This window comes from Anaerotignum lactatifermentans DSM 14214 (assembly GCF_900142265.1).
GTDB lineage: Bacteria > Bacillota > Clostridia > Lachnospirales > Anaerotignaceae > Anaerotignum > Anaerotignum lactatifermentans.
This window is the reverse complement of record NZ_FRAH01000058.1, coordinates 1-23,579: the sequence shown is the minus strand read 5'-3', so window position 1 is coordinate 23,579 and position 23,579 is coordinate 1. Positions and strand designations below refer to the sequence as shown.

Here is a 23,579-nt window from a genome sequence, read left to right as displayed (position 1 = left end):
ATACTGCATTTGCATTCCGGCAGTTATTGGATTCTCTGAATGTTGTACAGTCATTTTCCAAGAAAGGATATCCTTTCGATAATGCCTGCTGTGAATGTTTCTTCAAGTACCTCAAAAAAGAAGAAGTTAACCGTAAAACATATCATTCTCTGCAGGAACTCCGGTTATCTGTATTCGAATACATCGAAGGATTCCATAATGCCAAGAGACCGCATAGTTCTCTCGGAATGATGACACCAAATGAAAAAGAAGAATGGTACTGGGCACAGCACTAAGCAGCTGTACTCGGCACTTTTCTTTATAAATTGTGTCCACTTTATTGACTATAGTCCAAACAAATCATTCTACACATTTATGCTGGCTACGATAAACGCATCGGTGCTCATAAAATCACATATATCTTCGGTCGTGACTATGGCATTTACATCAGCATCGGTCGAGTGTACCGCCTGATGCGTTCTATGCAGCTCCCACCTATGTCCACAGTAAAACCAAAATCTATTTCTCGCACAAAAGAGTTGTCCAGCTGTTATGCTGATTATCACCAGACGAAATGGAAACAACATTCTGGGGTCAGCAAGGAATCTAGCCGTTCCCAGAAAATATATTTAAAAATCGTGTCTTTTTATTGATACAGTCCAATTTATTGAAGCTAATTTTCTCTTACCACATCTTTATACTTATAAGCAGGTTATTCTTTAGTTCCATTCATCAGCAGTCAGGAAATCTCGAATATTTCGATGTTTGATGCCATTACGGCTCATATCAATTTCATCCATTGTAACGACATATTTGGGGAAGTTATCTCTGATCGTATCATATACACCAAATTCCCTGTTCACAGTACTCTCATCAGCTAACAGATAGGCAACTTGAACATAGAGTTTTTCTCCACGCTGCTCACATACAAAATCGATTTCCTTCGTACCAGTCTTACCAACCGTTACTTTATATCCACGACGAACAAGTTCCATATAGACGATATTTTCAAGAACCAAATTGATATCACGCATATTTCCGCCAAAAACAGCCTCTCTGATGCCATGATCCGCAATATAATATTTTTCATTCGTTGTCAATATCTGTTTTCCTTGCAAATCTTCTCGTTTGACTTGATAAAACAAATAAGAATCACAGCAATATTTGATATAATTTAACACTGTATCTGTAGAAGTTGTTCGGTGTTCATTCTTCAGGAATTTCACAAGAGAAGATGCCGAAAAAGTAGTTCCTACATTAGCCATTACATAAGCAATGATCCTCTCCAAAAGATCTACATCTCTAACTTTGTTTCTTTTCACAATATCTTTGAGTTGAACAGAATTAAACAAGTCACTTAAATACTGTTTTGATGGTTCTTCCTCATATCGAATATTAGAAAGGTACGGCATTCCCCCGACTAAAAGGTATTTCTGAAAACATTCCTGTACAGATGCAGTGGGATTCACTGTATGGTATAATTCTAAAAACTCCAGAAAAGAAAACGGATAAATTACAAACTCTACATAACGACCACCCAAATATGTCGCAAGTTCTCCAGACAACAACTTTGCATTGGAGCCAGTAATATAAATATCGCAGTCCAGTGACACACGAAAAGAATTTATGCACTTTTCCCAATCCTCAACCTCTTGAATCTCATCAAAGAAAAGATAAACTTTTCCTTTTAATTGCTCAGCTCGTTTTAATATCTCTTCATGCAGTGCCATTGCATTCAAAAGATGAACATTGCGCAAATCTTCAAAATTAATACAAATAAAATTATCTGCATCAATACCAGAAGCAATCAGTTCTTCCTGAATCAATTCTAACATAACTGACTTTCCGGCTCGTCTAATACCAGTCATAACTTTAATCAAGTCATTTCCAATAAACGGACGGATACGCTTCATATACATTTCACGTTTGATCATAGGGAACCCCCTTCTTTCAGTTTTTCTTTTAGTTTAACCCATTTATATTAGAAAATCAACTCAACAATCATCATTTTATCTTTTATAAACGATAAAACTAAAAAAATATAGTTTCTATCATTTTTTTCCTTGTTCGCTGAAAGCTTTCCTATTTATCATTTTCTCCAAGTTTCTACGATAACAATCCCGGTTTTAAATACAACCTCTATCTGAAAAGCATTGATCACATTGATTTTTCTCATTAGCTTTCTGACCAACTGCTCATTATATTCGTTTAGGAAATACGTTCTTTTTCCTATAACATCCTGAATTACCATATTTCTAACTTTATCTTGTCCCAGTTGTTCTTCTATGATATGTATCTCCATTTTTTCATAATCTTCTAAATTGTCAGCAATATTGCTGTAAATGGATTCAAAGACAGTCACATTCAAATTTTCTTTTTGTGCCTGATTCGGTATTTCTTCTGTTTGTATCTCAAATATTTCTTCTGCTTCCCTTGATCCTATCTGTATTTGATCTGCCATACGGTTTATGGCTTTTAATAGGATTCCATGAAGCATTTCTTCTTCAAGAGTCGGGGAATGGCGACAGTATCGAATTCCATTTCGCAGCCGATTCTCACAACGCCAGACAGCTTTTGCTTTTCCATTCTTTTTTCTGATCTGTCTGCGATACTCGCTGCCGCATTCCCCGCAAATCAAGATTTTAGATAGTGCAAATTTTCCAGAATATCTTCCTTCTGATTCTTCCACGCCTCCAGACATACTTTTTTTCTTCAGGCTTGCACTTCTTTTCATTTCCTGCTGCACCAGATAATATAATTCTTTAGAAATGATCGGCTCATGGAGGTTCTGCACGTAATACTGAGGTAATTCACCTTTATTTTTTCTTCTGTCTTTCAGCAAGTAGTCTACCGTAAATGTCTTTTGTGCCATAGCGTCACCGATATACTTCTCGTTCGTTAAAATCACTCGAATAGAGGAACCATTCCACCTAGTATTTCCGCGTATAGTGCTTACTCTCATTTTGGTGAGCAAGTCAGCAATGTCATTTAGACTTTGTCCTTCCAAATATTTTTTATATATCATCCGAACAATTTCTGCTTCTTCTGGAATGATATGATTAACTCCTATTAGGAAAACACACTGTCAAAAGGGTTTTTGCTTTTGGCGGGGGTCAGCCCGCCTCGGCGGTATCGGTGGTGTTGATTTCAATGTACTCGGCAATCTTGCGGAACTCGTCCGCGAACTTGAAATGAACGCTGATATTGCCGTTTTCGTAAACCTTGATATGGTCTACCAAGTCCGTGAGGATTTCACGGGTCAGCGTTTCGATGCTTTGATACTTTGCAAAGGCTACCAGCGCCGGATGTTCCTTGTCAACGCCGTTTGCCAGCTCCGCACGTTCCGCGTTCAGCCGGGCCAGCACATCCGCAAGCTCGGCGGCCTGCCGTTCATAATCGGATTTCATATCCCGGTATTCCTGCTGGGTGATTTCCCCATCTTTCCAATCTTGATACAGTGACTGCTTGTAGCGGGTTATCCGGGTCAATTCCTTTTCCTTTGCGGCTATCTGGTCGTTAAGGCGGTGGGATTGACTTTTTTTCAGCGGGGCCGAGTTGATGTTGGTTATCATTTCCGAGTAGGAAACGGCGGTGTTCACTTGATACTGGATAGCGAACAGAACGGCGGCCTCCAGACGGTTGTGCTTGATAGAGTGCATGGAGCAGGCCGTCCGGGAGCGGTTCTTGTAAGTGGAGCAGGCGTAATAGATATTTTTCCCGCTCTGGCTGCGGGTGATGGATTTCCCGCAGTCCGCACATTTCAGAAAACCGCTGAACAGGTGAACTTCCCGCCCTTTGGGGGATGTCCGGGTATCGCGTACCAGCAGGGCCTGCACCTTGTCAAAGGTTTCGTGGGTGATGATGGCCTCGTGAGTATCGGGGACGCGCACCCATTCTTCCTCCGGCACAGCCTCAATCTGGTGTACCTTGTAGCTTTTCACCCGGCGGCGGCCCTGTACCAAATCCCCGGTATAGATGGGGTTGGTGAGGATTTCATGTATCATCCGGGCCCCCCACATGGGGTCGTCCGCCACAGCCGAGGAAACGGGCAGGCCCTTTTTGCGGCGGTATGCCGTGGGGCTGGGTATGCCGTGTTCGTTGAGGTACAGCGCGATGGCCCTTTTAGACGAGCCTTGCAGGAGCATGGAATACACACGCTTGACGATTTCAGCCGCATCCGCATCCACTATAAGCTGGTGCTTGTCCTTTGGGTCTTTGATATAGCCGTAGGGGGCGAAAGAGCCGATATACTGGCCGTTGCGCCGCTTATAATCAAAAACCTGCCGGATTTTCTTTGAGGTCTGGTAGCAATAGTTATCGTTCATCACGTTAGTTATCGGAACGATAATGTTTGAAACGCTGTCGGGGTTTAGGTAGCTGTCCACGTTCTCCGCAAGGGAGATAAAGCGGACGCCCATCTGCACAAACAGGTTATCAATCAGACTGCCCGCGTCACTGTAATTCCGGGCGAACCGGGAAAGGTCTTTCACAATCACGCAGTTGATTTTCCCGCTCATCACATCGGCCAAGAGCCGCTGGAAGTTTTCACGGTTGGCATCCGTCCCGGTATGCCCATCGTCCACATATTCAGCCGCGCTTTCAAATTCGTCCATGTGCCGCCGGTAGAAGTCCCCCAGCAGGTCACGCTGGTTCTTCACGCTGTTGCTGTCGTCCTTGCCCTTTTTCAAATCCTCTTTGGAAAGGCGGATGTACTCGCCCAAACGCCAGCGCCGGATAGTGTATGTAGGGGTCAAAGTCTGCTGATACCCTCTGTTTTTAGCTCGTGCCATTGTTCCTCCTTCCCTATCACATTACACCTATATTATACCTCTGCCCGGGGCAATCAGCAAGGATGTCGATGCCTCGGGACATTTTGTCTCGAAGTAGGAACGGGCCGCAACAGCAGTCACAGCCCGCTCTTTTGCCGGATAAGAAAGGCCGCCAGCGTCGCCTGGAGGGAGGGGCCGCCCTCGGCAAACTCGATTTTCACGCCCACGCCGCCCACGCTAAAGCAGTACGGATTGACGGCCCGTCTCACAAACCGGGCCAGCCGCTCCTCCCGGGGGAGGGTGCGGTCAAAGGCCATACCGCTCACGTCAGCCAGCGCATCCGCGCTCACCGCGCCGATGTCCACGCTTTTCATTTGTTCCAGCTCTTGTGCGGTCAGTCTCACGGTAAAACCTCCTTTTGCGTTTTGGGTTGGTGGGGAAACGCGAAAGGACAGCACTCCGGAAAGTGCTGCCCTTTGGCCTGTCCCTACCTTGGGACAAATTGTCTCGAACTTAATAGGGGCTGTCCAGAAAATGCGCCTCGGCCTCCTCCAGCCCCCGGCAGTCGAACACTTCATAGAGCTCGGCCACCACGCGCCGGATGTCCCCGGCAGAAAAGCCGCAGTTTTCCATCGCATAGATGACATAGCCCCGGCACACGTTGTTGCTCCACGGCTGGGCCAGCAGAGCGGCCAGAGCGGGGTCGTATTCCATAAGTCCGCCTCCTATGTAAAGATGGGGAGCGCCGGGCCCGTATGTTTGGCCCGTCAAAAGACAGCAGTTAGCGGCCCGGCGTTCCCTTGCTTTGTGCGGCGGCCCCAAGCGGCAAGCGGCCAGCTTGTCCCTTGCGGATCGTGGCCGTGGGGCTGGCAAGCTCCCCACTCGCGGCGGTGGTGTTGGTCGCTCGTCCTCCCGTGGGAGAAGTCACCGCGCACCCGCCGCCCGGCTCCCCGCGTTCACCCGGGGCCGCCCGCTATTCAGTTGTGGAGAAGAAAAAACTTCCTCTCATTAACCGAGACATTTTTGGATGGTTTTCGGACTGGTTCAGCGGGAATTTTTCAAAAACTTTTTCATGTTCTCCAGCCCGCGCTCCACGGCCCGCCGCACCGCGCTTTCGTCAACGCCCTCGGCCAGCGCCACCTCGGAAAAGCTCTTTCCGAGGATGACGCAGGCATCCACCCGGCGGCCCTGGGCCGGGGGCAGGCTGTTCAGCGCGTTCCACAGACGGCAGAACCGCTCCTTGCGCTCCAGCACCTCGTCCGGAGTGGGCTCGTGCAGGCAGGCGGAATACTCGATGCCGTCCTCACAGTCCAGCGAATACTGCGCCTTGTGGCGGGAGAGCCGCCGCTGGTAGGCCGCCTCATAGCGGACGCTGGCCCGGAGCGCCTCGGCCACATCGTCAGAAACTTCCATATATTCGTCCTGGGTATACCAGTAGTAAAAGTCGCGCAAGTTGATGATAGTCATTGTATGTACCTCCATATCGTTTTTGTGGTCGGGTTGCGGGAAACGATATGGAGGGCGGCGGGGAGCGGCACCCGGGGGAGCCGCCCCGCACCTTGGGACAGCTTGTCCCAAAGCTGGGCAAACAAAAAACGCCTGCGCGGAAAAATACCACGCAAGCGCATAAAGTGAGACGATTATCTAAATTACAACAAATTTCGCATTGTATAACAGAATATACTTGTCTTGGGCTTGGGCTTTTTTTGGCAAGTTAGGGGGACGGACAAAGCAGAGAGACACGACATTACCTCCTAAAAAGCAGTTGTCGTACCTTTCAATAAAAAAGCCGATAACCGCATTTTCAATCTGCGTGTTATCGGCTCTGCGTCTGTGCGTCTGGCTCTGTGATAACTAAAATCTTAAATTTTTCTACACTAATTAAGGTTTCTTGTTTGCATTTAGGACAAAACAAGGGGAAATTTTTCAGTTCAGTATCTAACCGCAGCTTGATACGAGTTTTACTGTTACAGACAGGACATAGCAGCCACTCGAAGCTATCCATATCGTTCATTTCAAATTTCCCTGAGCGTCCAAACTTTTTGAGCTGTGATAACAGAACCAATCGCAATTATCATAGCCAATAGGAAGAACGAAAACTGTATTCCACTTATTGCCACTGTGTAAACATCGAAGAATTTTAATGGCGTTAAGCAGTACAGCATTGGAGCTTCAAGATATTCGGCGGTGATGCTGATGCCATAAAAGAGCAATAATATTCCCGCGCCTATCCGAACAGCCCCTTTATAGGTTCTCGTCAGGCTGGAGGCCAGAAGCGTGATTGCAAACAAAGTCAACCCTGTCAAAAACAGGCCCAATGTGGTGGTAAAAGCAGCGTTTCTTTGCTCTAAACCGCCTAGCGGTAAAATGGCGGTAAAATAATTACATAACCCGCTGAATACCGCAAGTGCAAGCAAATTACATACACAGGCAACTGCTTTGGCACAGACAACCTTGTTGCGACCCACTGGTTTTGTAAATAGATATTCTGCCGTTCCCTGCGCCTGTTCTTTCGCTACACACGAAACACCGAGATAGACCGCATAGCTGTTGGTTAGCATCGTGACCCAATAATACATACAGCCATACCAGCCCAAAGCAGAAGTCAGATCACCGCTCACACCAAACATAGCTTTCAGAATTTTCGGAAAATTCGATATTAGCCCTGTCAGCTCATTGAGGCTTTCCTTTAGTGACAAATACTCAAAGTAAGCGAAGCCACACAAAATCAAGACAATTCCCATCCAGATCAGCAGTAGTTTTCTTGTTAAGCGCAGCTCGTTTTTCACTAACGCCTTCATTCGTTTCCTCCTTTACACAGCCAACGCAATATCCCGCTTCAAGATTTTCCAGTATGCCAGCAGCGCAAACCCAAACAGCAGGAGCAGATACCAGAGCATATAGTCCCATGAATAAGTTCCAGCATTGTGGATTTCCGCTGGACTGAAAAAAGAAAACGGCGATAAAAAGCCGATTGCCCGGATATTGACAGTCCTCGAAAAAGAAGTGATACAATATTCCACAAACACAACCAATCCGGCTGTCAGAAGTGGGGAACGATTATTGGGGTGAAATATTCCAACCATCAGTCCCAATAGTGCAAAAAAGAGGGAGATGAGAATAAACGAACCTGCCACCAAGAAAAATTCCCCGATGGGAAATCCGAAACGGAACAGAGTCATCGTTAGAAATGAAGTCGCCAGATAAAAAATCCCTGTTACACATATTCCGGCAAGCGCACATAGCAGCTTTCCCATATAAATCTGTTTCCGTCCACAAGGCTTTGTGTATAAGTATTCAGCCGTATTTCCCGTACACTCTTCTGTATGTAACGACAGCCCCAAGTGCATCCCGAAAATCCCCCCTGCAACCATAAAAAAGCCTGTGAGGAACGAGTACATACCAAGTGGCTCCATCAATAGCTCCAGAGAAATACCAACCGTTTCAAAAAAGCCTCCCTGTGTAAATTCCACAGGCAAAGTTTCCACCGTTTCAATCATGCCATAATACACTGGCGTCATGGAGAAGATACAGACCGCAAGAGTTGCGGCCCAAATCAGAATATATTTTCGTTTTCGTTTCCATTCAAATCGAAAAATCAACATAACGACCTCCTATTCGTAGTAGTGGAGGAATACTTCTTCCAATGACGGTTCCTCAATTAAAATATCCTCCAGCTCCAGCCGATGAAGCTGGTTCATAATTGTCATAACGGTTCCACTAAACATGAAGGATACAGAAGTTTTGCTCTTATCCCACTCCAAATTAGCCGTACCGGGAATAGAAAATAAATCCTCTGGAATGGCGTTTTTTGCTGTCAACGAGATTTTCTTGTAGCCGTTTCCCCGCAGTTCCTTCATGGATTGAACGCCGACCAGCTTCCCCTCCCGCAGAATGGCTACACGGTCACAAAGCCTCTGTACCTCGCTCAGAACATGGGACGACAGGAAAATCGTCGTACCGCGTTCATTTTCTTCTTTTAACAGGTCATAAAAGGTCTGCTGGATCAGCGGGTCAAGACCGCTGGTGGGCTCGTCCATGATAAGTAACTTTGGGGAGGGTAGCAAAGCCGAAACGATGCCGACTTTCTTTTTGTTGCCCAAAGACAGGTCGCCGATCCTCCTGGACAAATCCAAATTCAGCCGTTCCGCCAATGCTTCCATCCTGTTATGACCGGCCACTCCATAGAGTTCCGCCGTATAAAGAAGCATCTCTTTGACTTTCATGCTGTTGTAGTAACAGTTTTCGCTGGGGAGATACCCCACATCCTTTGCGATCTCAGATGCCTGCCGCCCACAGTCCAGTCCAAAGACAGAAGCGGTTCCTCCGGTGGGCTTCAACAGTCCCATCAAGGTACGGATGGTGGTGGACTTTCCCGCCCCGTTAGGGCCGATAAAGCCGAAAATCTCACCGCGCTCGACCGTAAAGCTGATTTCCTCAATTCCACGGTGCTTTCCATAGCTTTTGGTGAGCTTGTTTAGGGCAATCACAGGTTCACTCATAGCAGATATTCCTCCTTGTAAAAGTTGTGCTTCAACATATTTAGGATTTCTCGAAACTCTTTCATCATGCCGTCATAATCCACTCCGTTTTCCAACTGAACGGACATACCCTTTGCAAGCAGCATAAGCATCTGAAACACTAATTCTGCATCCTCCGGGTGTCTGAATTTTTTATAATCCTGCTCATGCAGAACGAGCGATGCAATGTATTTTTCGTTTGTTTCCGAAAATATGGCACCTTTCAATTCCGGCATTGGTTCTGCGGCCACGCTTGCAATAAACGATGCAATATGCGGGTGCTTTTTCAAGTTTTCCACTTTCATAACGCTGGCTTCCCATACACGGTCAAAGAAATCTGTGGTTTCCTCCAATGCGCTCGTGTTATATGCTTGTTTCATTTGGGCAGCGCAGTAATCAAATAAATATTGGTAGAGTGCCTGTTTATTCCCAAAATACTGAAAGATAGACGCCTTTGAGATACCTGCCGCTACCGCAATATCATTGATTGATGCTTTTTCATATCCATGTTTTGCGAAACAGGCCAGAGCCGCATTGCGTATGGTATCCTGCTTTTTGATTGATAGAGCAAGAAATTTTTCCATCGTATTACCCCTCTCTGAATAACCGTTTCGGTTATCATTGAACAGTATAGCATAAATAACCGAAACGGTCAATAGTGCTTTGCTTTATTTTTAGGGGAGCGCACAAACGGCAAGCAGGGCAAGTGTGGCCACACTTGCCATTTTTGACTGGCCGGGGGCCGTCAAAAATGCTTGTTGGGGAGCCTCCCCAAACCCGGCTCTTTGGGACAAAATGTCCCAAAGAGATTGGCTGCGTCACCGCCGCTACCGCGTCTGTTCCTTATCGTCCCGCCCATCCGTCAGTCCGAGCAGATGGTCGATGTTGGCCTTGACCGCCACGGCCTCCCGCATATCCCGCTGGGCCTGCCGGTACTCGGCATAGAGGGCCTTTTTCTTGTCCGCCAGCTCCCGCCGCTGTTTTTTCAGCGCGTCCATTTTGGAGAGCTTTTCACCGCCTAACAATTCATTCATAGCGGCCCGGGCCGCCCGGTAGGTGGCAAGCTCCGCCTCGTGCTCGGCCAGATACTTTTTTGAATACCGGGCCGCCTTGTAGCCGTCAAACACGGGCCGGGCCCTGGCATAGTCCACCACGGCCCCCATCAGCCCGGAGACTTTGGAGAGGGCGGCCTCGGTGGTCTGGAGCTCCCCGGCCAACGCGTGGGCCCGGTCAACCGCCGCCGTGGTCTTTGCCGCCAGCGCGTCATAATCAGTCAGATTGTTCTCCTGCAGGAACTGGAGGGCGGCGGCCATCTGCTTTAGGTTGTAGACCCTGGCCCAGCGTTCATAGGCCGGGCCCTTGCCCTCGGCCATGCGCTTTTGAATGTCGATGATAAGGCCCACCTGCCGGGGCGGGGGCGGCGTGTCCTTGGGGAGCTCCGGGAGGGGCCGCTCCCCGGCAATCACCGCCCGGATGTCCTCGGGGTCAAAGCCCGCGCCGAGGGTGGATGCCCGGAGCCGGGTATATTTATCCTGCCCCGGAGCAAGGAACGACACCACGCCGCCCCGCCCGCGCTTGACGGCAAAGCCGGACTCCTCCATCAGCCGGAGGAACGCGGCAAAGTCGGCGGGCTTTTTTTCAAGGGCCGCGATAATCGCCAGCCGCACCCGCTGCTGCGCGGAGGGCGGCTTGTCGCCTATCCACTGGCCATAGTGGAGGAAACGGCCCTGGCTGTGCAGTTTGGGATGCCGGATGACAGACAGATGATTTTCCAGACATACCCGGTCAGAAAGCCGCCGCAGAGCCCGCGCCGATCTCCAGAAGTCCCGGAATTTCCGGGTGTAGTCTAACGTGATGGGATTGTAATAAATGTGATTGTGAATGTGCTTTTTGTCTGTATGGGTGGCAACGAAAAAGGCGTGTTTCCCCTTTGTCCAGCGCATAGCCGTTTCATAGCCTACCCGGTTCGCCTCCTCCGGGGTAATCTCGCCGGGAGCAAAGGACTGGCGGATTTGATAGCAGAGCACGTCCGCCTCCCGTTTCTGTTCCCGGCCCGTGACGGCCCTATACTTTGCCTTGGAGAGCAGGAACTCCGCATCGGCGGTCTGGTGGTCGCACTCATAGGAAGAAATAAGCTCCCCGCCCTGGGTCTTGTCCGGGTTCTGCCCATAGTCAAACCTGTCTTTCAGCGATTGAGCGACTGTTTCCCCTTTGCTGATATGGTGGGTAATAAGCCGGGTTACTGCCATAGATATTCCCCCTCTCCGAAAACGTCTTTCCTCGCCTTTGGGACAAAATGTCCCGAAGTACGAAAAGCCGGGGAGCGGCACAGCACCGCTCCCCCATCGTCTGGACGGCGCTCAGTCCCGCCGCCTGCTTATAGGGCCGGATGTAGGTCGTGGCCGTGGTAGCACCTCCTCTCGCCATGAAAAAAGACAGCAGGCAAAGCGCCCGCTGTCTTTGATGTCACATATTTTCAAGAGCTGAGAACCGTTACAATCACAATTCCCGGCTCTTATATAATTTCTTTCAGTTGAATATTATCATGTAGATTTGTTTTGTCGCTTGATGATAATTCCTATTGTTACACCTATGATAGCCCCAATTATCCCAACAAATAGTATAGCGGTTTCAGAAAACAAATCTTTTAATGCTGTGCCAACACCCACACCAAGACATAGGCCAATGACACCACTTTGCAGAACCAAATTGTTTTTCTTACTTGTCGCATTTTTATCTGTATTTTTGTTTGTCATGTATATCACCAATTTAGAAACTCCAAAAGCCGAAAGAGCTATTAGGGCTACTATGAAGATGTAAATTATATGATTGTTTTGCATAAGTTTCTCTTATCCTTTCGCTTTAATTTTTGGAATGGATGTTTTCAAGTATAGCACATTCTTTTGTTGTTGTCCATCCCCCCACCTTTGGGACAAAATGTCCCGAAGTACGAAAAAAGCCGGGGAGCGGCACAGCACCGCTCCCCAGCAAGTCACAGCTCCACCAGCGCGGCAAGCTGTTTCAGCACATCGAGCGGCGGCTGTCACTTTGATATTTCCGAACTTTTGTATTTTGCAGACTGCAAGTTGTCTGGATTTAGTCACCATTACTTTTTGTTATTTCTGTTAAAGGTAGTTGTAACTGGTACACATTTTCTTTACCATCCCTATCTTTCGTAGTAAGCTCAAAATAGAGAATGTTTTTCAAATCACTTGTATCATCAATTTTTATTCTCCTAATTACGCTGTCCCCCGATATTTGCCCCAAGTCACCAGAAACATTGACCGTATCTCCCGTTATGTCTACCATGCTATTAGAAAGAATAACATTTTTTTCGTCACCAGCCATAATGTAAAATGTGGTGGAGTACGATGTAATGTTATTGAAAAAATCATCAGTTACTTTTAAGTCACCGCCAGTAAAGATTTCTTCTGTGCCATTCAAAACAATAATGCCATTTGAAATTGAAAGCTGTTCATCCTCCCCACTAAAAGAATACACTGTTAGCTGTTCTTGTTCTACCTTTTCACATCCAACTAATGCCAGCATAAGTATTGCCATAAAGACCAACACTTTCGGTTTTATCATATTCAATGCCTCCCCAATTTCCAAGTTGTCAATAGGCATTAAGTATATCACATTCCTGCCCAACAATCCACCCCACCTTTGGGACAAAATGTCCCGAAGTACGAAAAGCCGGGGAGCGGCACAGCACCGCTCCCCAGCAAATCACAGCTCCACCAGCGCGGCAAGCTGTTTCAACAAATCAGACAGAGGGCCCCACAATGCGGAGTAGTCCCGCTGGAGGGCCGATATTTCCTCGGGGTAGATGCCCCCGTAGGTGTTGGCGTGGATAGCCACTTGATTGAGGTTGTTTGAGCACCGCCGCTGGAGGGACACCAGCTCCCGGACGGGGGCAAGGTCAATCTGGAGCACATAGCCGCACAGAGCCATCCTCCGCATATAGGCCCCCATGTTGCGGATGCCCGCCTGGGCCATGCGTTCCCGGATAAGCGCCTGCTCTTCCTCGGACACCATCACATGAAGATGGACGGGGCGGCGGCGCTTTTTTCCGACCATGCCTACCTGCCGCCCCGGTCGGGTGCGTCCCGTTTGGGTGCAGAGGGGGCCTGCCGTTCCCCGGCCAGCCTTCCGGCCTCCCGCAGTTGGGCGGCAATCGGGGCCTTTTCCTGCCGGGCCTGCCTGCGTTCAGCGGCGGCCCGCTGGAGCTCCACCCCACGGGCGCACTCGGCCAGCCGCTCCGGGGAGACAAACTCTTTCACCACATAGCACCCAAAATCCGGGTAGAACCATGTCAGCCGCTTTCCCTCGGGGACGCGGCCCTCGTCCTCCCATTTCCCCACCACCTGGGCCTGGGCATCCATCACCCGCCGCATATCGGGGTTGTCGCGGGAGGGCTTGAGCTCGTAGTTATAGAGCTCCTTTTCCGAGAGCGGCTGGGCATAGGCCAGCTCGCCCCACGCAAGCCGGGTATCGTTCTCCACCCAAATCCGGCCCTCATAGTTTTCGATCCGAATAGGCGGGTTGTCCTTATCCTTGGGGAACGTGCCGATGTCAACGGGCCGCTGGGTAGAATAATACTTGTATTCCTGCGCTTTTTCCAAAGTTACCTCCTCTCAGATGTTAGCTTTTGGGCCGGGAAACGGGGGCCGGGCATAGAAACATACCGGGCCCCCATGAACCGCGCCCGGAAAGCCTTGATACAAGCGGGTTTTCAAGCGGCAAAAGCTAACAGTCCAGCCGCCTTTTCCGCATATAGTCGCGCTGGCGTTTCCGCCGCGCATTTTCGGCGCAGGCCGCCGAACAGAACGCCTTTTTCCCCTCCGGCGCAAAGAGCCGCCCGCAGACGGCACAAGGCCGCAGGTCGGGGGCCGGGCCGTCCGTCAGCGCGGCCTCCAGCGCCGGATTTAAGGGGAGCACCGCCTCCCGGAAGTATCTGCAATAGGCCCCCGTCCAGCATTTCCCCAGCATATAGCACTCGCAGTCGAGGGGCAGACAGCCGTATTCCCGGTCATAGTTGGCGCACCATTTTGTCACAAGGGAGCGGATGGCCGCCTTTTCCTCACGGGTCAGCTCACGCAAAGCATCACCTCCCGCCCGGCCTGCCCAAGAGGGACTGAAAGCAGGAGCCGCAGGGGATGCCGCGCCAGTAGGGACAGCCACAGCACCGGGAGCCCTCGGGGGGCTTATCCGGGCGGGGAGCCTGGGGCCGGGGACGGCGTTTCATTTCCCGTTCCAAAGGGTTCGCTGTGAAGTTCATTCGCCGCCCTCCGTTTCTTCCCCGTCCTCATCCCACGGGGGGAGGTCGTCATATTCACCGCCGCCATAGTCCTCACCGTATTCCTCCGCCTCGTCAAAGTCCTCGCCGGGCGCGGCGGCCTGCTGTTTCGGGCGGTAAATCTTGAAGTACCACCCGGCCCCGCCGCCGAGGGCCAGCACCGCCAGCACCAGCAGGAGCGTCCCCGCCCCGCCGGATTTTTCCGGCTCGGGCTCGGGTTCCTCCGGCTCGGTGGTAGGTTCTGGCTCCGGGAGCGGTTCGGGGACGGCCTCCGGGGAGGGCTCCGCAAGGGCCATCAGGTCGGCCACGGTGACGGCGTTTAAGAAGTAGACATTCTCCGTCTCCCGCTGGCGGTCAATCACCAGATAGAACACGGACTCGTCCGCCGCCATGATGGTGAAAAATTCCTTGCCGTCCTGGTCGGTGGCGTTATCCACCATCGTCCCCTGGCCGTCCGGGGTGAACGGGTTGGGCTCCGGCTCCGGGGTGGCCGGGGGCTCGGTGGGCTCCACCGGGTCAAGCCCCTCCCATTCCGGCCCGCCCGTACCGTCCTCCCATTCCTCGCCGCCCCCGGCGTAGGCTGTGGTCGTGATGCCGCACATCAAAAAAGCGGCGCACAGAGCCGCCGCCAATACACGATATTTTTTCAGTTTCATTCCGCGTCCTCCTTTTCCGGCCCGGCGGACTTCGGGACATTTTGTCCCAAAGCGTCCCCGGCCTTGATGCGCTGGAGCACCAGCGGGAGCTCCTCAAGGGAAATGCTCATGCCCCGCACGATGTCCACAATCTCCTCGTTCTCGGCCTCCTTGTGTTTCTGCTCCAGCTCTTTCAGCCGGGCCTGCTGGTCGCTGATTTTGGCCTTGACCTTTTCCATCTCGGCCATGATTTTTGCGCTCTTGCTTGTCGCCATTGAAAACCTCCTTTTTCATGGTAAACGCCCGTAGGCGTAGAAGTGGGCCTGCCAGTAGCTGCTGTTTAGGTTGGCGTAGCTGATAGGGTCGCCACAGTGTATCATCATCCCGTCCCCCACATAGATGCCACAGTGGGTCACGCCGTTAGGGTCGGGGGCCGCATAGGTTCCCTTGAAGAAAACAAGGTCGCCGGGCCGGGGTGAGCCCGTCCGGGTGCAGATGTTGTAAAGCCCCTGGGCCCCCAGCCGCCCCACATTCCAGCCGGAATGATTGACTACCCACGACACAAAGCCGGAGCAGTCAAAGGACGTGGCCGGGGAGCTCCCACCCCATACATAGGGATAGCCGAGGTATTTCTCCGCCTCGGAGAGCATCGCCGCAAAGGTGGCGTCGGCCAGATATGCCTCCGGCACGTCATAGTCCGTGGGCGGGTTGGTGTACCTGCCCACATAGGACGAGCCGGGAAAGAGGTCGGGCCGGTTCCCCAGCGTTGCCATGTAGAGGGAGTACCGGGAAACCTTGTCCTCCCCCATGATGTAGACCGGTAGATGGGACAGGTTGAAGTTATCCAGCGTCACATAGCAGATGTAGTAATCGTAGGGCACCTGCACCGTGTATTCATAGTCCTCGGTGGAGCTCTCCCCGGTCACGGGGTCGGTGACGGTTCGCGTCCCCGTCCTTGTTTCCGTCCGGTAGCGCACCTCATGCACCACATTTTCGGTCAGCGTGTACTGGCGGTCAAAGAGCATCTGCAAGGTGGGCTGGGCCTGGGCCAGCGTCCACTCGCCCTCATGCCATGCGCTCAGAATGGAAACCAGCACATAGGGGTCGTGTTCGATGGCGTCCAAATCGTAATGGTACTCGTCATAGTCGTGGGTGCTTTCATAGGTATCCAGATAATTCTGGAGCTCCGCCTCCAGCGAACAGTAGGCGGCCTCGGCCCCCAGCATATCCCCGTCCTCGGCGGGGTAGGTGGTGGCCCCCACCGCGCCTGCGGCAGCGTTCCCCAGAGAGACGAGGGAGGACGCGCAGGACTGGAGGGAGAGGACGAGCACCGCGCAGGCCAGCGCGATAAGCACCCCCACGGGATGCCGTTTCACAAAGCCCACGGCCCGCTCCGCCAGCTTTTCCGTGGCGGCGGCAGTCTTTTCGGCGGCCTTTGCCCCTTGTCTGGCGGTCTGTTTCGCCGCCTGCCGCGCTTGTTTGGCGTACTGCTTTTTCAGCTTTTGCTTGTGCCAGTAGCGGGTGACGGCGTTCTTTGCAAGCTCCGGGTTCTCCTGGGCGGCCACCCGGAACTGGTAGTCCGCCCGGGCCCTGATGTACTGCGCCTCCGCCTTGTGGACGGCCCGGGCCGGGTGCTCCCGGATGCGCTTTCTCGCGTACCGCGTCCCCTGCCGGAGGACGGCCTCGCCCACCAGCTCGGAGCGGTGGGCCCCCTCGGTTCCCACGTTTTCATGCTCCACCTCGTAAATCTTGCCATGCACAAAGCCGTGGGCGCTCCACCCGGCGGCCCCCAGCGCCCGGCGCACCGGGCCCCTGGGCTTGGGCGGCTTTTTGCCCTCCAGCTTTTTCCGGGCCCGGTTCAGCCTGTCCTCCCGCGTCTCCATGCGGAGCTTGGACTTGCTGATTTTCTCGTGTTCGCTTTCCATGCGGAACTTGGATTTTTTGTTCTTCAAGCCTTTCGGGGGCTTTGGGACATTTTGTCCCGAAGTGCCTTTGTCCCCGGCGGGCCCGGCGCTATTCGTTCCTCTGGTCATTGGCTATGTCCTCCGGGCGGGTGGTGAGCAGGTTGTAAATCTCACCTTTGGGGAAACGGTCAACAAAAGGTATCGTCACATTCCCATAGAACAGCAGGCCCTCGCCGGAATTGCTGTGGGTGATATAGGAAAGCTGGTGCTCGGAAATGCCGAGCTGTTTTGCGATGATGGCCCGGTCGCTTTGGGCCTGGGAGAGCAAAACGAGGAAGTCGGTGTTATCCAGTATGTTCTCAATCTCCCGGCTGGCCAAAAGGTCTTTCACGTTCTGCGTGAGGGCCGAGGGCACACAGCCCTTTTTACGGAGCATCTTCCACACCGCCACAAAGTAGCTGGCGGTCAGCGGGTCGCGGAGCAGGATGTGGAACTCGTCAAAGTAGCACCATGTCGCCGCGCCGTTCTGGTAGTTGGCGTTCACCGCCGAAGTGACAAACTCGTTGGTGACGTGCATCGCAATTTTGCGGAGGTTCTCCCCCAGCCCTTTCAGCACGATGCACACCACCCGGGAGCTCAAGTCCACGTTGGTCGGGTGGTTGAAAAGATTAAGGGAGCCCGTACAGTAGAGCTCAAGGGCAGTCGCCACACGTTTTGCCTCCGGCTCCGGCTGTTTCAAAAGCTCCTCGTACAAGTCCTGGAGCAAGGGCATTTTTGCGCCCTCCAGCCCCAGCGCAAGCTCCCGGTACACCAGCCGCACACAGCGGTCGATGACGGTTTTCTCTATGGGTTGCAGGCCGTCCTTGCCGCCCACCACCAGCTCACACAGCGAAAGAAGAAAATCCGCTTTCATGGACAGCGGGCTGTCCTCGTCATTCATGCCCATTTCAATATCCATCGGGTTGATATGGTGGGGGCTGTCCGGGGCAATCTCTATCACCTGCCCGCCCAGCCGCCGCACCAGCGGGGAATATTCCCCCATCGGGTCAACGATAACGATGCGGTCTTGGGTGGCAAGAAATACGTTTATCAATTCCCGCTTGGCGGCAAAGCTCTTGCCGGAGCCCGTGGAGCCGAGGTACATCCCATTCGCGGATTTCAGCTTTTTCCGGTCAGCCATGATGACGTTGTGGGAAAGCGCGTTCATGCCGTAGTAGAGGGCCTGCCCGCCCATGCGGAGCTCCCGGGTCATAAAGGGAATGAAAATCGCCGTGGAGCTTGTGGTCATGCCCCGCTGTATCTGCACGTCATTGTAGCCGAGGGCCAGCGAGGACATAAAGCCCTGTTCCTGCTGCCAGTCCAGCCGCTTTAAGGCGCAGTTGTATTTCTGCGCGATGCCGGAGACGGTGAACACGTCATTCTCCAGCCGCTGGCGGGTGGGGGCGAGGTTGATGACGGTGAACGTCAAAAGGAACATCCGCTCGTTCCTTGACTGCAAATCCCCCAAAAGTTCCGCCGCGTCCTTGGAAAAGGTGATAAGGTCGGGGGGAAGAATATCCATGTCATACCCGGCGCGGACGGCCTTTTTCTGCTCCTCCACTTTCATCTTGTCGATGTCCGAGATTTTCCCCTTGATGGTCTTTATCGCCTTTAACTGGTCAACGGTCTGGATGTGCATGGTGACGGTGAGCTCCGCGTCCAGCTCCAGAATTTCCCGCAAAAGGCGGTCGGAGAGTTCGGACGCCAAAATCTGGAGATAGGACGCCGCGCCCCAAAAGCCGCCCACACGGAAGAACCGGGAGCCCCTAAAGTCAAAGCCGCCGTTTGGGGTGATGAAGTCCTTTGTCCCCATGCCCGTTTTGGAAATATCCGCCCACGAAAAGCGGAACGGCTCCCGCCGTCCGGGGTGCATCTGGCCGTGTAAGAGGGCCAGCCGCTCCCGCCCGTCCAGAGAGGACGAGGGAACGCCCAGCCGGTGGAGGTTCCCCATCACGTCCGCCTCCACCCGGTCAAGCCGGGGCCGGGCCTCGGCAATCCCCCCGGCGGGCACTCCGAACGTGATATATTTGGAGCGTTCGATGCCGTTGTTGGAGCGGGCAATCTGCCGTTTGAGCATCCCCACGAACTCGCCCCGGATGCTGTCAAAGTCATCCTGCTGGGCGGGGATGTTCACCTCATAGCGGCTGGTGGAGTGGGAGCGGCGGTTGATAAAGGAGAGCTGGACGGGGAGTGCGCTGTCGAAGTAGTTGAGGAACGCGCTCCACCCGCTGAATATCGCGGACTGATCCTCGGTGGATGCCACGGAATAGTTGATGTCCTCATATTCCACGGTCTTTGTATAGAGCCCGCCGGGGAGCTGGCACACGCCGTCCGGGTGCATCGCCACATAGGGGATGGATTGCTGGGCGGAGAGGGCCGCCCTATTGCCGCGCCTGCTTTTTCGGTCTTTCATTCACTGCCTCCTTTCCCGCCTGCCCGGTAAAGGGCGCGTAGATATTCCCGGTCTTGTAGGGCCTCACGCCGGGCCGCAGGTACTTGGCCCGGATGATGTTCTTCACCACCTTTTCCAGCGGCAGGCCGTCTTTCTCGTACATCGCCAGCAGAAACGCCGGGAGCATGATGCCCAGCATCAGAAAGAGCGCCGCCGTATTCCCCAGCGCACCCCGGGCCAGCAGGTAGGAGGGGACTCCCACAAGGGCCGCGCCGCCAAAGCATACAAGCTGGCGTTTCGTCAGATTGAAAGCAATCTTTGTCTTGATTTTCGATAGGTCGTTAGGTACATTCACATAGGGCATTTTTAGCCTCCTTTCCTTTGGGACAAAATGTCCCGAAGTCCCGCCGTGGGCTCCACCTCGTTCCCCCACACGTCCCAGCCGGGGGTCGTCTGGCGGGCGAACAGCTCCACGCGGGGCACGTCCCCCATAAGGGCCACGATTTTCTCCCGGGCCTCGTCCGGCTTTTTGCTGTGGCCCTCGATAGGGGAGATGATGAACTGGTGGACGTTGGGGGCCTTGCGCCGGGGATGCCCCCGGGTCGCCAGCAGGCACACCTCCGCGTTGGCCCGCGTCCAAAAGCCCAGCCCGTAGAACCAGCTATCCGCCTTTCTGTTCTTTTTCAGCCAGACAAAGCCCACGGACTTATAGCAAAAGCCCCACGCTTTGATAAGCCGCAGGGCCTCCGGGAGCTGGGGGAACGTGGCCCACAAAAAAAGAACGCTGTCCGGGGCCGCCAATTCCGCCACGGGCAACGCGCATAATTCCTCAATCCCCATCGTGGGGTAGTGCCGCTCCGCCGCACCTTGCAGGCCCTTCTGGGCGTACCGCCACGGCGGGTCGGCGTATATCACGCTGTATCTTCCGATACTCACACCCCCTTTCCGCCAGCGGCCACCGCCGCCCGCGCCTGCGTGATGCGCTCCGTGGCCGGGCCGAAAAAGGCCGGGGCCGTCTCGAAACAGATGAACTCCCGCCCCGTGTTGACGGCGGCCACCGCAGTCGTGCCGGAGCCCGCGCAGATGTCCGCCACCACCTCGCCGGGGGCGGTGTAGGTCTTTATCAGATATTCGCACAGCTCCACGGGCTTTTGGGTGGGGTGGACGGTATGGGCCACGGTCTGGAATGAAAGCAGGTTCCCCGGGAACCGCCGCCCGTCCTCCGAACCGCTGCCGGAGCGGACGAACTTCCCATAGTTGGGGCTCTGGTCGCGCTGGGACGCGATTTTCTTATAGGGCTTGCCCTGTTCAAACTGTGGGTTGTAGAGGGGGAGCTTTTGGTAAAATACCAGAATGTTCTCCGTCTTTTTCAGCGGGGCGCGGCGGGCGTTGAGAAAGCCCGTACAGCGGCTTTTATACCACACCCATTCATAGCGGAGCATGGGGAGGTTGGACGCGCCCAGCACCTTGTCATAGGGGCACTGGGCAAAGAACAGCACCGCCCCGGAGGGCTTGACGGCCCAGCGCACCGCCTCCCACAGCTCCGGGAGCGGCAGGGGCACGTCCCAATAGTTGCGGGTCGTGCCGTAGGGCGGGTCGGTCAGGAGCATATCGACCGAGTGCTCCGGGAGGGAGCGCAGGCCCGCGATGCCATCCATAAGGTAGAGCCCGGAGGGTTCCGGTCTTAGGTTCGGGACATTTTGTCCCAAAGCCGGGCTATCTGCCATCCCGCCCCTCCTTCCCCTTTGCCGGGGCGGAGCGGGCGGCATTTTTCTGCGCGGCCTCCTTTCCCGCCTTATCCATCTGCTCCCGGATGGGCGCGGGACGCACCGCCTCGGCCCGGGCCAGCAGTTTCTCCACCGCCATGTTGTAAGCCTGCACCCCCGCCGCGTTCAGCCGCTCCTGGGTGGCCCGGTCGTTGATACGCACCGTGGCCCGGTAGCCGGATCTGCTGGTGGGGTCGGGCTTTGAGGGAGCGCCCAAAAAGACGCCGTTCTGCCCGTTCACCACCTTGAAATCGTCCACCACCACGCCGCCGAAGTTGACGCTGGCAAAGCCAATCAGCTTGCCCTGGGGCTCGATGGGCCGCACCGACACCTCGATGGGGATGGTGGCGGCGGCAAGGTTCTGCTCCACCCGGAGGGCCACGGCCTCGTCCACGCTGATGCCCTGGCTTTGTGCCAGCTCCGCGATGGGGGCCTCGAAAATCAGACGGCGCATTTCCTCCTGGGCCGCCGCCAGCTCCTCGGCGGTCTGCACCGCCGTCTGTGTGTTCGCCATAGAAAAATCCTCCTTTCCGGGACGGGGGATGACCGCCCCGCCCGTATAGTCGTAGCCTGCCGTGTGTATCGCGGACAGGGTTTCAGCGGATACGCTCCCGCCCAAAAGCAAGTCCGTATCCGCCATGAACGCCAGCATATCCCGCTGGCTAAATTCCTCCGGGAGCTTGCCGCCCCATGCCCGGCGCATTTCACCCTCCGGGCCCAGCTTGTACCGCCTCGGCACAGCGCACCTCCTCTCCGGGCCTTTGGGACAGATTGTCCCGAAGTGCCGCTAAATCAATGGGCCCCGAAGATGCTGCGGGCGATTGTCCCGGTCTTGAACAGCATGAAACAAAGGAGCACCGTATAGCCCACGGTTCCCCATATCGCGCCGATGGGGTCGCCCCCGGCGGCGATGCCCTGTACCAGCACCGCATAGATGCCGACACAGACTAAAATCAGCATCCCTTGAAAGCCCACGGCGAAAAGGGATTTTAGGTAGTTCTGGCCCATGCCGCCCACCTCCCGGTTGGAGAGGGTCGCCACGGGGATGGGCGCAAGGCTGGTCAGTAAATATATCTCTATCATCCTGCCGTACACCAGCACGAAGATGATGATGCCCAGCGCCTGCATGGTGAGCCCGATGACCGAGGACTGGAGCCACAGCCCCAAGAGCGGGCCCAAGTCCATCCCCTCCAGCGTGGCCTGGAGGTTGCTTAACATATCCGGGGAGACTGCCGTGGAGCCCCGGATAAGCCCGGCAGAGCGGGAAATCACGGTCTGCGAGACATCGAAAACCGCCATCACGATATTGAACGTGTTGGAGAGTATCAGCACCGCACACGCGGTCTTGAACATCCATTTGTAGAGGTTCGCCACGTCCACCTCGTGCATATTGTTTTTTTCGAGGAGCATCTGGATGAGCTCATAGGTGGCAACAAAGGTCAGCACCAGCCCGGCGATGGGTAAAATCACCGTCTCGGAAAGCTGGCGGATAAGGGAGAAAACCCCGGCGTTCCATGCCGCCGGGGTCGTCCCTACCTGCACCGCAATCTCTCCGACCTGGGCGTTGACGGTATCAAAGAGCCCCTCAAGGTTCCCCATGATGCCGCCAATCAGCAGCTCTTTCAGCCAGTCTGTGAGCCAGTCGGTGAGAAAGTCCATAAGCCGCCGCCCTTAAAACAGCCCCGACAGCAGCGGGATGAGGGTCGTGCCGATGACGATGATGCCGCCCCCGGCCATAAGCTGTTTCATGCCCTGGCTTTTTACTGATGTGCGATAAAGAAGTAATAGAAGTGTAAAAAATTTTGCCGTTCCTATCCGGCACTTGGCCATTGTGTCGGATAGGTCGGGCGTTAGGCTTCGGGCAAGTCAATCTTGCCGACAAAGCTGTAATAAATCTCAATGTCCTGCCTGCGGGTGCCGTTCTCGTCATAGCTGCACTCATGTACGACGATTTTCTCAATCATCTCCCGCAAGAGGGTGGGGGTAAGTTCCTCGAAGGCAAGGTGCTTTCGGACGATACCCATAAACTTTTCCGCGTTGACGGTGGCGGCCTGCGACTTGTCCAGTTCGTCCTGCAAAGCGGCGGCGCGGTCTTTCAGTTCCCGCTGTTCCTGCTCATAGTCTGCCGACAGTTCCATGAAACGCTCGTCGCTGATTTTGCCGTTCACATTGTCCTCATACAGCCGCTTGATAATGCGGCTCACTTCGGCAATGCGCTCCTGCGCCTGTTCAAGCTGCTTGGTGGCTGCGGCGGTCTTTCTCTTGCCGCCGATCTC

At 53.8% G+C, this 23,579-nt stretch carries 29 protein-coding genes; 1 reads left to right on the top strand and 28 read right to left on the bottom strand.

Annotated elements, in window-relative coordinates; genetic code table 11:
• The coding region (locus BUB35_RS13655) for an integrase core domain-containing protein (protein WP_143158999.1) at nt 1-275 on the top strand (275 nt) is incomplete at its 5' end.
• A 423-nt stretch (nt 276-698) separates the two neighbouring features.
• Here the strand turns inward: BUB35_RS13655 and BUB35_RS13645 are convergent.
• The 28 genes from BUB35_RS13645 to BUB35_RS13510 form a co-directional block, all read right to left on the bottom strand.
• The gene (locus BUB35_RS13645; RefSeq protein WP_072852627.1) at nt 699-1,913 is read right to left on the bottom strand and encodes an ATP-binding protein; all 1,215 of its coding nucleotides are present in this window, start codon (nt 1,911-1,913) and stop codon (nt 699-701) included.
• 155 nt (nt 1,914-2,068) lie between these two features.
• Nucleotides 2,069-3,031: a recombinase family protein gene (locus tag BUB35_RS13640; RefSeq protein WP_276326392.1), complete on the bottom strand. Its 963-nt coding sequence runs from the start codon at nt 3,029-3,031 to the stop codon at nt 2,069-2,071.
• 61 nt (nt 3,032-3,092) lie between these two features.
• A complete protein-coding gene (locus BUB35_RS13635; protein ID WP_072852623.1) occupies nt 3,093-4,769 on the bottom strand; it encodes a recombinase family protein in 1,677 nt (558 codons plus the stop codon).
• A 116-nt stretch (nt 4,770-4,885) separates the two neighbouring features.
• Nucleotides 4,886-5,152, bottom strand: a complete 267-nt coding sequence (locus BUB35_RS13630; protein ID WP_072852621.1) for a DUF6870 family protein — start codon at nt 5,150-5,152, stop codon at nt 4,886-4,888.
• Between the two features lie 109 nt (nt 5,153-5,261).
• A complete protein-coding gene (locus tag BUB35_RS13625; RefSeq protein WP_072852619.1) occupies nt 5,262-5,462 on the bottom strand; it encodes a hypothetical protein in 201 nt (66 codons plus the stop codon).
• A gap of 330 nt (nt 5,463-5,792) precedes the next feature.
• Nucleotides 5,793-6,215 (bottom strand): RNA polymerase sigma factor, encoded by a 423-nt coding sequence (locus BUB35_RS13620; RefSeq protein WP_072852617.1) that lies wholly within the window; start codon nt 6,213-6,215, stop codon nt 5,793-5,795.
• A gap of 349 nt (nt 6,216-6,564) precedes the next feature.
• Nucleotides 6,565-6,753, bottom strand: a complete 189-nt coding sequence (locus BUB35_RS13615; protein WP_117508171.1) for a cysteine-rich KTR domain-containing protein — start codon at nt 6,751-6,753, stop codon at nt 6,565-6,567.
• Between the two features lie 10 nt (nt 6,754-6,763).
• Nucleotides 6,764-7,549, bottom strand: a complete 786-nt coding sequence (locus BUB35_RS13610) for an ABC transporter permease subunit (RefSeq protein WP_015574138.1) — start codon at nt 7,547-7,549, stop codon at nt 6,764-6,766.
• 12 nt (nt 7,550-7,561) lie between these two features.
• The gene (locus BUB35_RS13605; RefSeq protein ID WP_015544018.1) at nt 7,562-8,353 is read right to left on the bottom strand and encodes an ABC transporter permease subunit; all 792 of its coding nucleotides are present in this window, start codon (nt 8,351-8,353) and stop codon (nt 7,562-7,564) included.
• 9 nt (nt 8,354-8,362) lie between these two features.
• On the bottom strand, nt 8,363-9,250 hold the full coding sequence (locus tag BUB35_RS13600; RefSeq protein ID WP_072852615.1) for an ABC transporter ATP-binding protein: 888 nt from the start codon (nt 9,248-9,250) through the stop codon (nt 8,363-8,365).
• A complete protein-coding gene (locus BUB35_RS13595; protein WP_072852612.1) occupies nt 9,247-9,852 on the bottom strand; it encodes a TetR/AcrR family transcriptional regulator in 606 nt (201 codons plus the stop codon). The genes BUB35_RS13600 and BUB35_RS13595 overlap by 4 nt, the downstream gene beginning before the upstream one ends.
• 243 nt (nt 9,853-10,095) lie before the next feature.
• Nucleotides 10,096-11,517 carry a relaxase/mobilization nuclease domain-containing protein gene (locus tag BUB35_RS13590; protein ID WP_200777616.1) on the bottom strand — a complete coding sequence of 474 codons (1,422 nt, stop codon included), beginning with the start codon at nt 11,515-11,517 and terminating at the stop codon, nt 10,096-10,098.
• A gap of 294 nt (nt 11,518-11,811) precedes the next feature.
• Nucleotides 11,812-12,108: a hypothetical protein gene (locus BUB35_RS13585; protein WP_072852610.1), complete on the bottom strand. Its 297-nt coding sequence runs from the start codon at nt 12,106-12,108 to the stop codon at nt 11,812-11,814.
• Between the two features lie 256 nt (nt 12,109-12,364).
• Nucleotides 12,365-12,856, bottom strand: coding sequence for a hypothetical protein (locus BUB35_RS13580; RefSeq protein WP_096348634.1), 492 nt, complete (start codon nt 12,854-12,856; stop codon nt 12,365-12,367).
• Between the two features lie 141 nt (nt 12,857-12,997).
• Nucleotides 12,998-13,348 (bottom strand): plasmid mobilization protein, encoded by a 351-nt coding sequence (locus BUB35_RS13575; protein ID WP_072852608.1) that lies wholly within the window; start codon nt 13,346-13,348, stop codon nt 12,998-13,000.
• Nucleotides 13,349-13,350: 2 nt separating this feature from the next.
• Nucleotides 13,351-13,893, bottom strand: coding sequence for a defense against restriction DarA-related protein (locus BUB35_RS13570; RefSeq protein ID WP_072852606.1), 543 nt, complete (start codon nt 13,891-13,893; stop codon nt 13,351-13,353).
• A 124-nt stretch (nt 13,894-14,017) separates the two neighbouring features.
• Nucleotides 14,018-14,371, bottom strand: coding sequence for a cysteine-rich VLP domain-containing protein (locus tag BUB35_RS13565; RefSeq protein WP_072852603.1), 354 nt, complete (start codon nt 14,369-14,371; stop codon nt 14,018-14,020).
• Nucleotides 14,372-14,545: 174 nt separating this feature from the next.
• Entirely contained in the window at nt 14,546-15,223 is a 678-nt protein-coding gene (locus BUB35_RS13560) for a CD1107 family mobile element protein (protein ID WP_084730700.1), read from the bottom strand.
• The gene (locus tag BUB35_RS13555; RefSeq protein WP_072852601.1) at nt 15,220-15,477 is read right to left on the bottom strand and encodes a DUF4315 family protein; all 258 of its coding nucleotides are present in this window, start codon (nt 15,475-15,477) and stop codon (nt 15,220-15,222) included. Before BUB35_RS13555 ends, BUB35_RS13560 begins: the two co-directional genes overlap by 4 nt.
• Nucleotides 15,478-15,492: 15 nt before the next feature.
• Nucleotides 15,493-17,235 (bottom strand): C40 family peptidase, encoded by a 1,743-nt coding sequence (locus tag BUB35_RS13550; RefSeq protein WP_072852599.1) that lies wholly within the window; start codon nt 17,233-17,235, stop codon nt 15,493-15,495.
• Nucleotides 17,216-19,558, bottom strand: a complete 2,343-nt coding sequence (locus BUB35_RS13545) for a VirB4-like conjugal transfer ATPase, CD1110 family (protein ID WP_072852598.1) — start codon at nt 19,556-19,558, stop codon at nt 17,216-17,218. The genes BUB35_RS13550 and BUB35_RS13545 overlap by 20 nt, the downstream gene beginning before the upstream one ends.
• Entirely contained in the window at nt 19,527-19,901 is a 375-nt protein-coding gene (locus tag BUB35_RS13540; protein ID WP_072852596.1) for a PrgI family protein, read from the bottom strand. The genes BUB35_RS13545 and BUB35_RS13540 overlap by 32 nt, the downstream gene beginning before the upstream one ends.
• A gap of 2 nt (nt 19,902-19,903) precedes the next feature.
• A complete protein-coding gene (locus BUB35_RS13535; protein ID WP_330391217.1) occupies nt 19,904-20,467 on the bottom strand; it encodes an MT-A70 family methyltransferase in 564 nt (187 codons plus the stop codon).
• 2 nt (nt 20,468-20,469) lie between these two features.
• Entirely contained in the window at nt 20,470-21,264 is a 795-nt protein-coding gene (locus BUB35_RS13530; RefSeq protein WP_072852594.1) for a DNA-methyltransferase, read from the bottom strand.
• Nucleotides 21,254-22,006, bottom strand: a complete 753-nt coding sequence (locus BUB35_RS13525) for a septation protein SpoVG family protein (protein WP_242949261.1) — start codon at nt 22,004-22,006, stop codon at nt 21,254-21,256. The genes BUB35_RS13530 and BUB35_RS13525 overlap by 11 nt, the downstream gene beginning before the upstream one ends.
• 89 nt (nt 22,007-22,095) lie before the next feature.
• Nucleotides 22,096-22,962, bottom strand: coding sequence for a VirB6/TrbL-like conjugal transfer protein, CD1112 family (locus BUB35_RS13520; RefSeq protein WP_072852590.1), 867 nt, complete (start codon nt 22,960-22,962; stop codon nt 22,096-22,098).
• Between the two features lie 12 nt (nt 22,963-22,974).
• A complete protein-coding gene (locus tag BUB35_RS20285; RefSeq protein WP_072852588.1) occupies nt 22,975-23,133 on the bottom strand; it encodes a Maff2 family mobile element protein in 159 nt (52 codons plus the stop codon).
• Between the two features lie 20 nt (nt 23,134-23,153).
• On the bottom strand, nt 23,154-23,579 hold a 426-nt coding region (locus BUB35_RS13510), incomplete at its 5' end, for a DUF4368 domain-containing protein (RefSeq protein WP_143158998.1).

What these genes read in the sequence shown, in the direction of transcription:
- BUB35_RS13645 (WP_072852627.1), bottom strand. Translation starts at nt 1,913, where the DNA reads ATGATCAAACGTGAAATGTATATGAAGCGTATCCGTCCGTTTATTGGA.
- BUB35_RS13635 (WP_072852623.1), bottom strand. Translation starts at nt 4,769, where the DNA reads ATGGCACGAGCTAAAAACAGAGGGTATCAGCAGACTTTGACCCCTACA.
- BUB35_RS13625 (WP_072852619.1), bottom strand. Translation starts at nt 5,462, where the DNA reads ATGGAATACGACCCCGCTCTGGCCGCTCTGCTGGCCCAGCCGTGGAGC.
- BUB35_RS13620 (WP_072852617.1), bottom strand. Translation starts at nt 6,215, where the DNA reads ATGACTATCATCAACTTGCGCGACTTTTACTACTGGTATACCCAGGAC.
- BUB35_RS13615 (WP_117508171.1), bottom strand. Translation starts at nt 6,753, where the DNA reads ATGGATAGCTTCGAGTGGCTGCTATGTCCTGTCTGTAACAGTAAAACT.
- BUB35_RS13610 (WP_015574138.1), bottom strand. Translation starts at nt 7,549, where the DNA reads ATGAAGGCGTTAGTGAAAAACGAGCTGCGCTTAACAAGAAAACTACTG.
- BUB35_RS13605 (WP_015544018.1), bottom strand. Translation starts at nt 8,353, where the DNA reads ATGTTGATTTTTCGATTTGAATGGAAACGAAAACGAAAATATATTCTG.
- BUB35_RS13600 (WP_072852615.1), bottom strand. Translation starts at nt 9,250, where the DNA reads ATGAGTGAACCTGTGATTGCCCTAAACAAGCTCACCAAAAGCTATGGA.
- BUB35_RS13595 (WP_072852612.1), bottom strand. Translation starts at nt 9,852, where the DNA reads ATGGAAAAATTTCTTGCTCTATCAATCAAAAAGCAGGATACCATACGC.
- BUB35_RS13590 (WP_200777616.1), bottom strand. Translation starts at nt 11,517, where the DNA reads ATGGCAGTAACCCGGCTTATTACCCACCATATCAGCAAAGGGGAAACA.
- BUB35_RS13585 (WP_072852610.1), bottom strand. Translation starts at nt 12,108, where the DNA reads ATGCAAAACAATCATATAATTTACATCTTCATAGTAGCCCTAATAGCT.
- BUB35_RS13580 (WP_096348634.1), bottom strand. Translation starts at nt 12,856, where the DNA reads ATGATAAAACCGAAAGTGTTGGTCTTTATGGCAATACTTATGCTGGCA.
- BUB35_RS13575 (WP_072852608.1), bottom strand. Translation starts at nt 13,348, where the DNA reads ATGGTCGGAAAAAAGCGCCGCCGCCCCGTCCATCTTCATGTGATGGTG.
- BUB35_RS13560 (WP_084730700.1), bottom strand. Translation starts at nt 15,223, where the DNA reads ATGAAACTGAAAAAATATCGTGTATTGGCGGCGGCTCTGTGCGCCGCT.
- BUB35_RS13555 (WP_072852601.1), bottom strand. Translation starts at nt 15,477, where the DNA reads ATGGCGACAAGCAAGAGCGCAAAAATCATGGCCGAGATGGAAAAGGTC.
- BUB35_RS13550 (WP_072852599.1), bottom strand. Translation starts at nt 17,235, where the DNA reads ATGACCAGAGGAACGAATAGCGCCGGGCCCGCCGGGGACAAAGGCACT.
- BUB35_RS13545 (WP_072852598.1), bottom strand. Translation starts at nt 19,558, where the DNA reads ATGAAAGACCGAAAAAGCAGGCGCGGCAATAGGGCGGCCCTCTCCGCC.
- BUB35_RS13540 (WP_072852596.1), bottom strand. Translation starts at nt 19,901, where the DNA reads ATGCCCTATGTGAATGTACCTAACGACCTATCGAAAATCAAGACAAAG.
- BUB35_RS13530 (WP_072852594.1), bottom strand. Translation starts at nt 21,264, where the DNA reads ATGGCAGATAGCCCGGCTTTGGGACAAAATGTCCCGAACCTAAGACCG.
- BUB35_RS13525 (WP_242949261.1), bottom strand. Translation starts at nt 22,006, where the DNA reads ATGCGCCGGGCATGGGGCGGCAAGCTCCCGGAGGAATTTAGCCAGCGG.
- BUB35_RS13520 (WP_072852590.1), bottom strand. Translation starts at nt 22,962, where the DNA reads ATGGACTTTCTCACCGACTGGCTCACAGACTGGCTGAAAGAGCTGCTG.
- BUB35_RS20285 (WP_072852588.1), bottom strand. Translation starts at nt 23,133, where the DNA reads ATGGCCAAGTGCCGGATAGGAACGGCAAAATTTTTTACACTTCTATTA.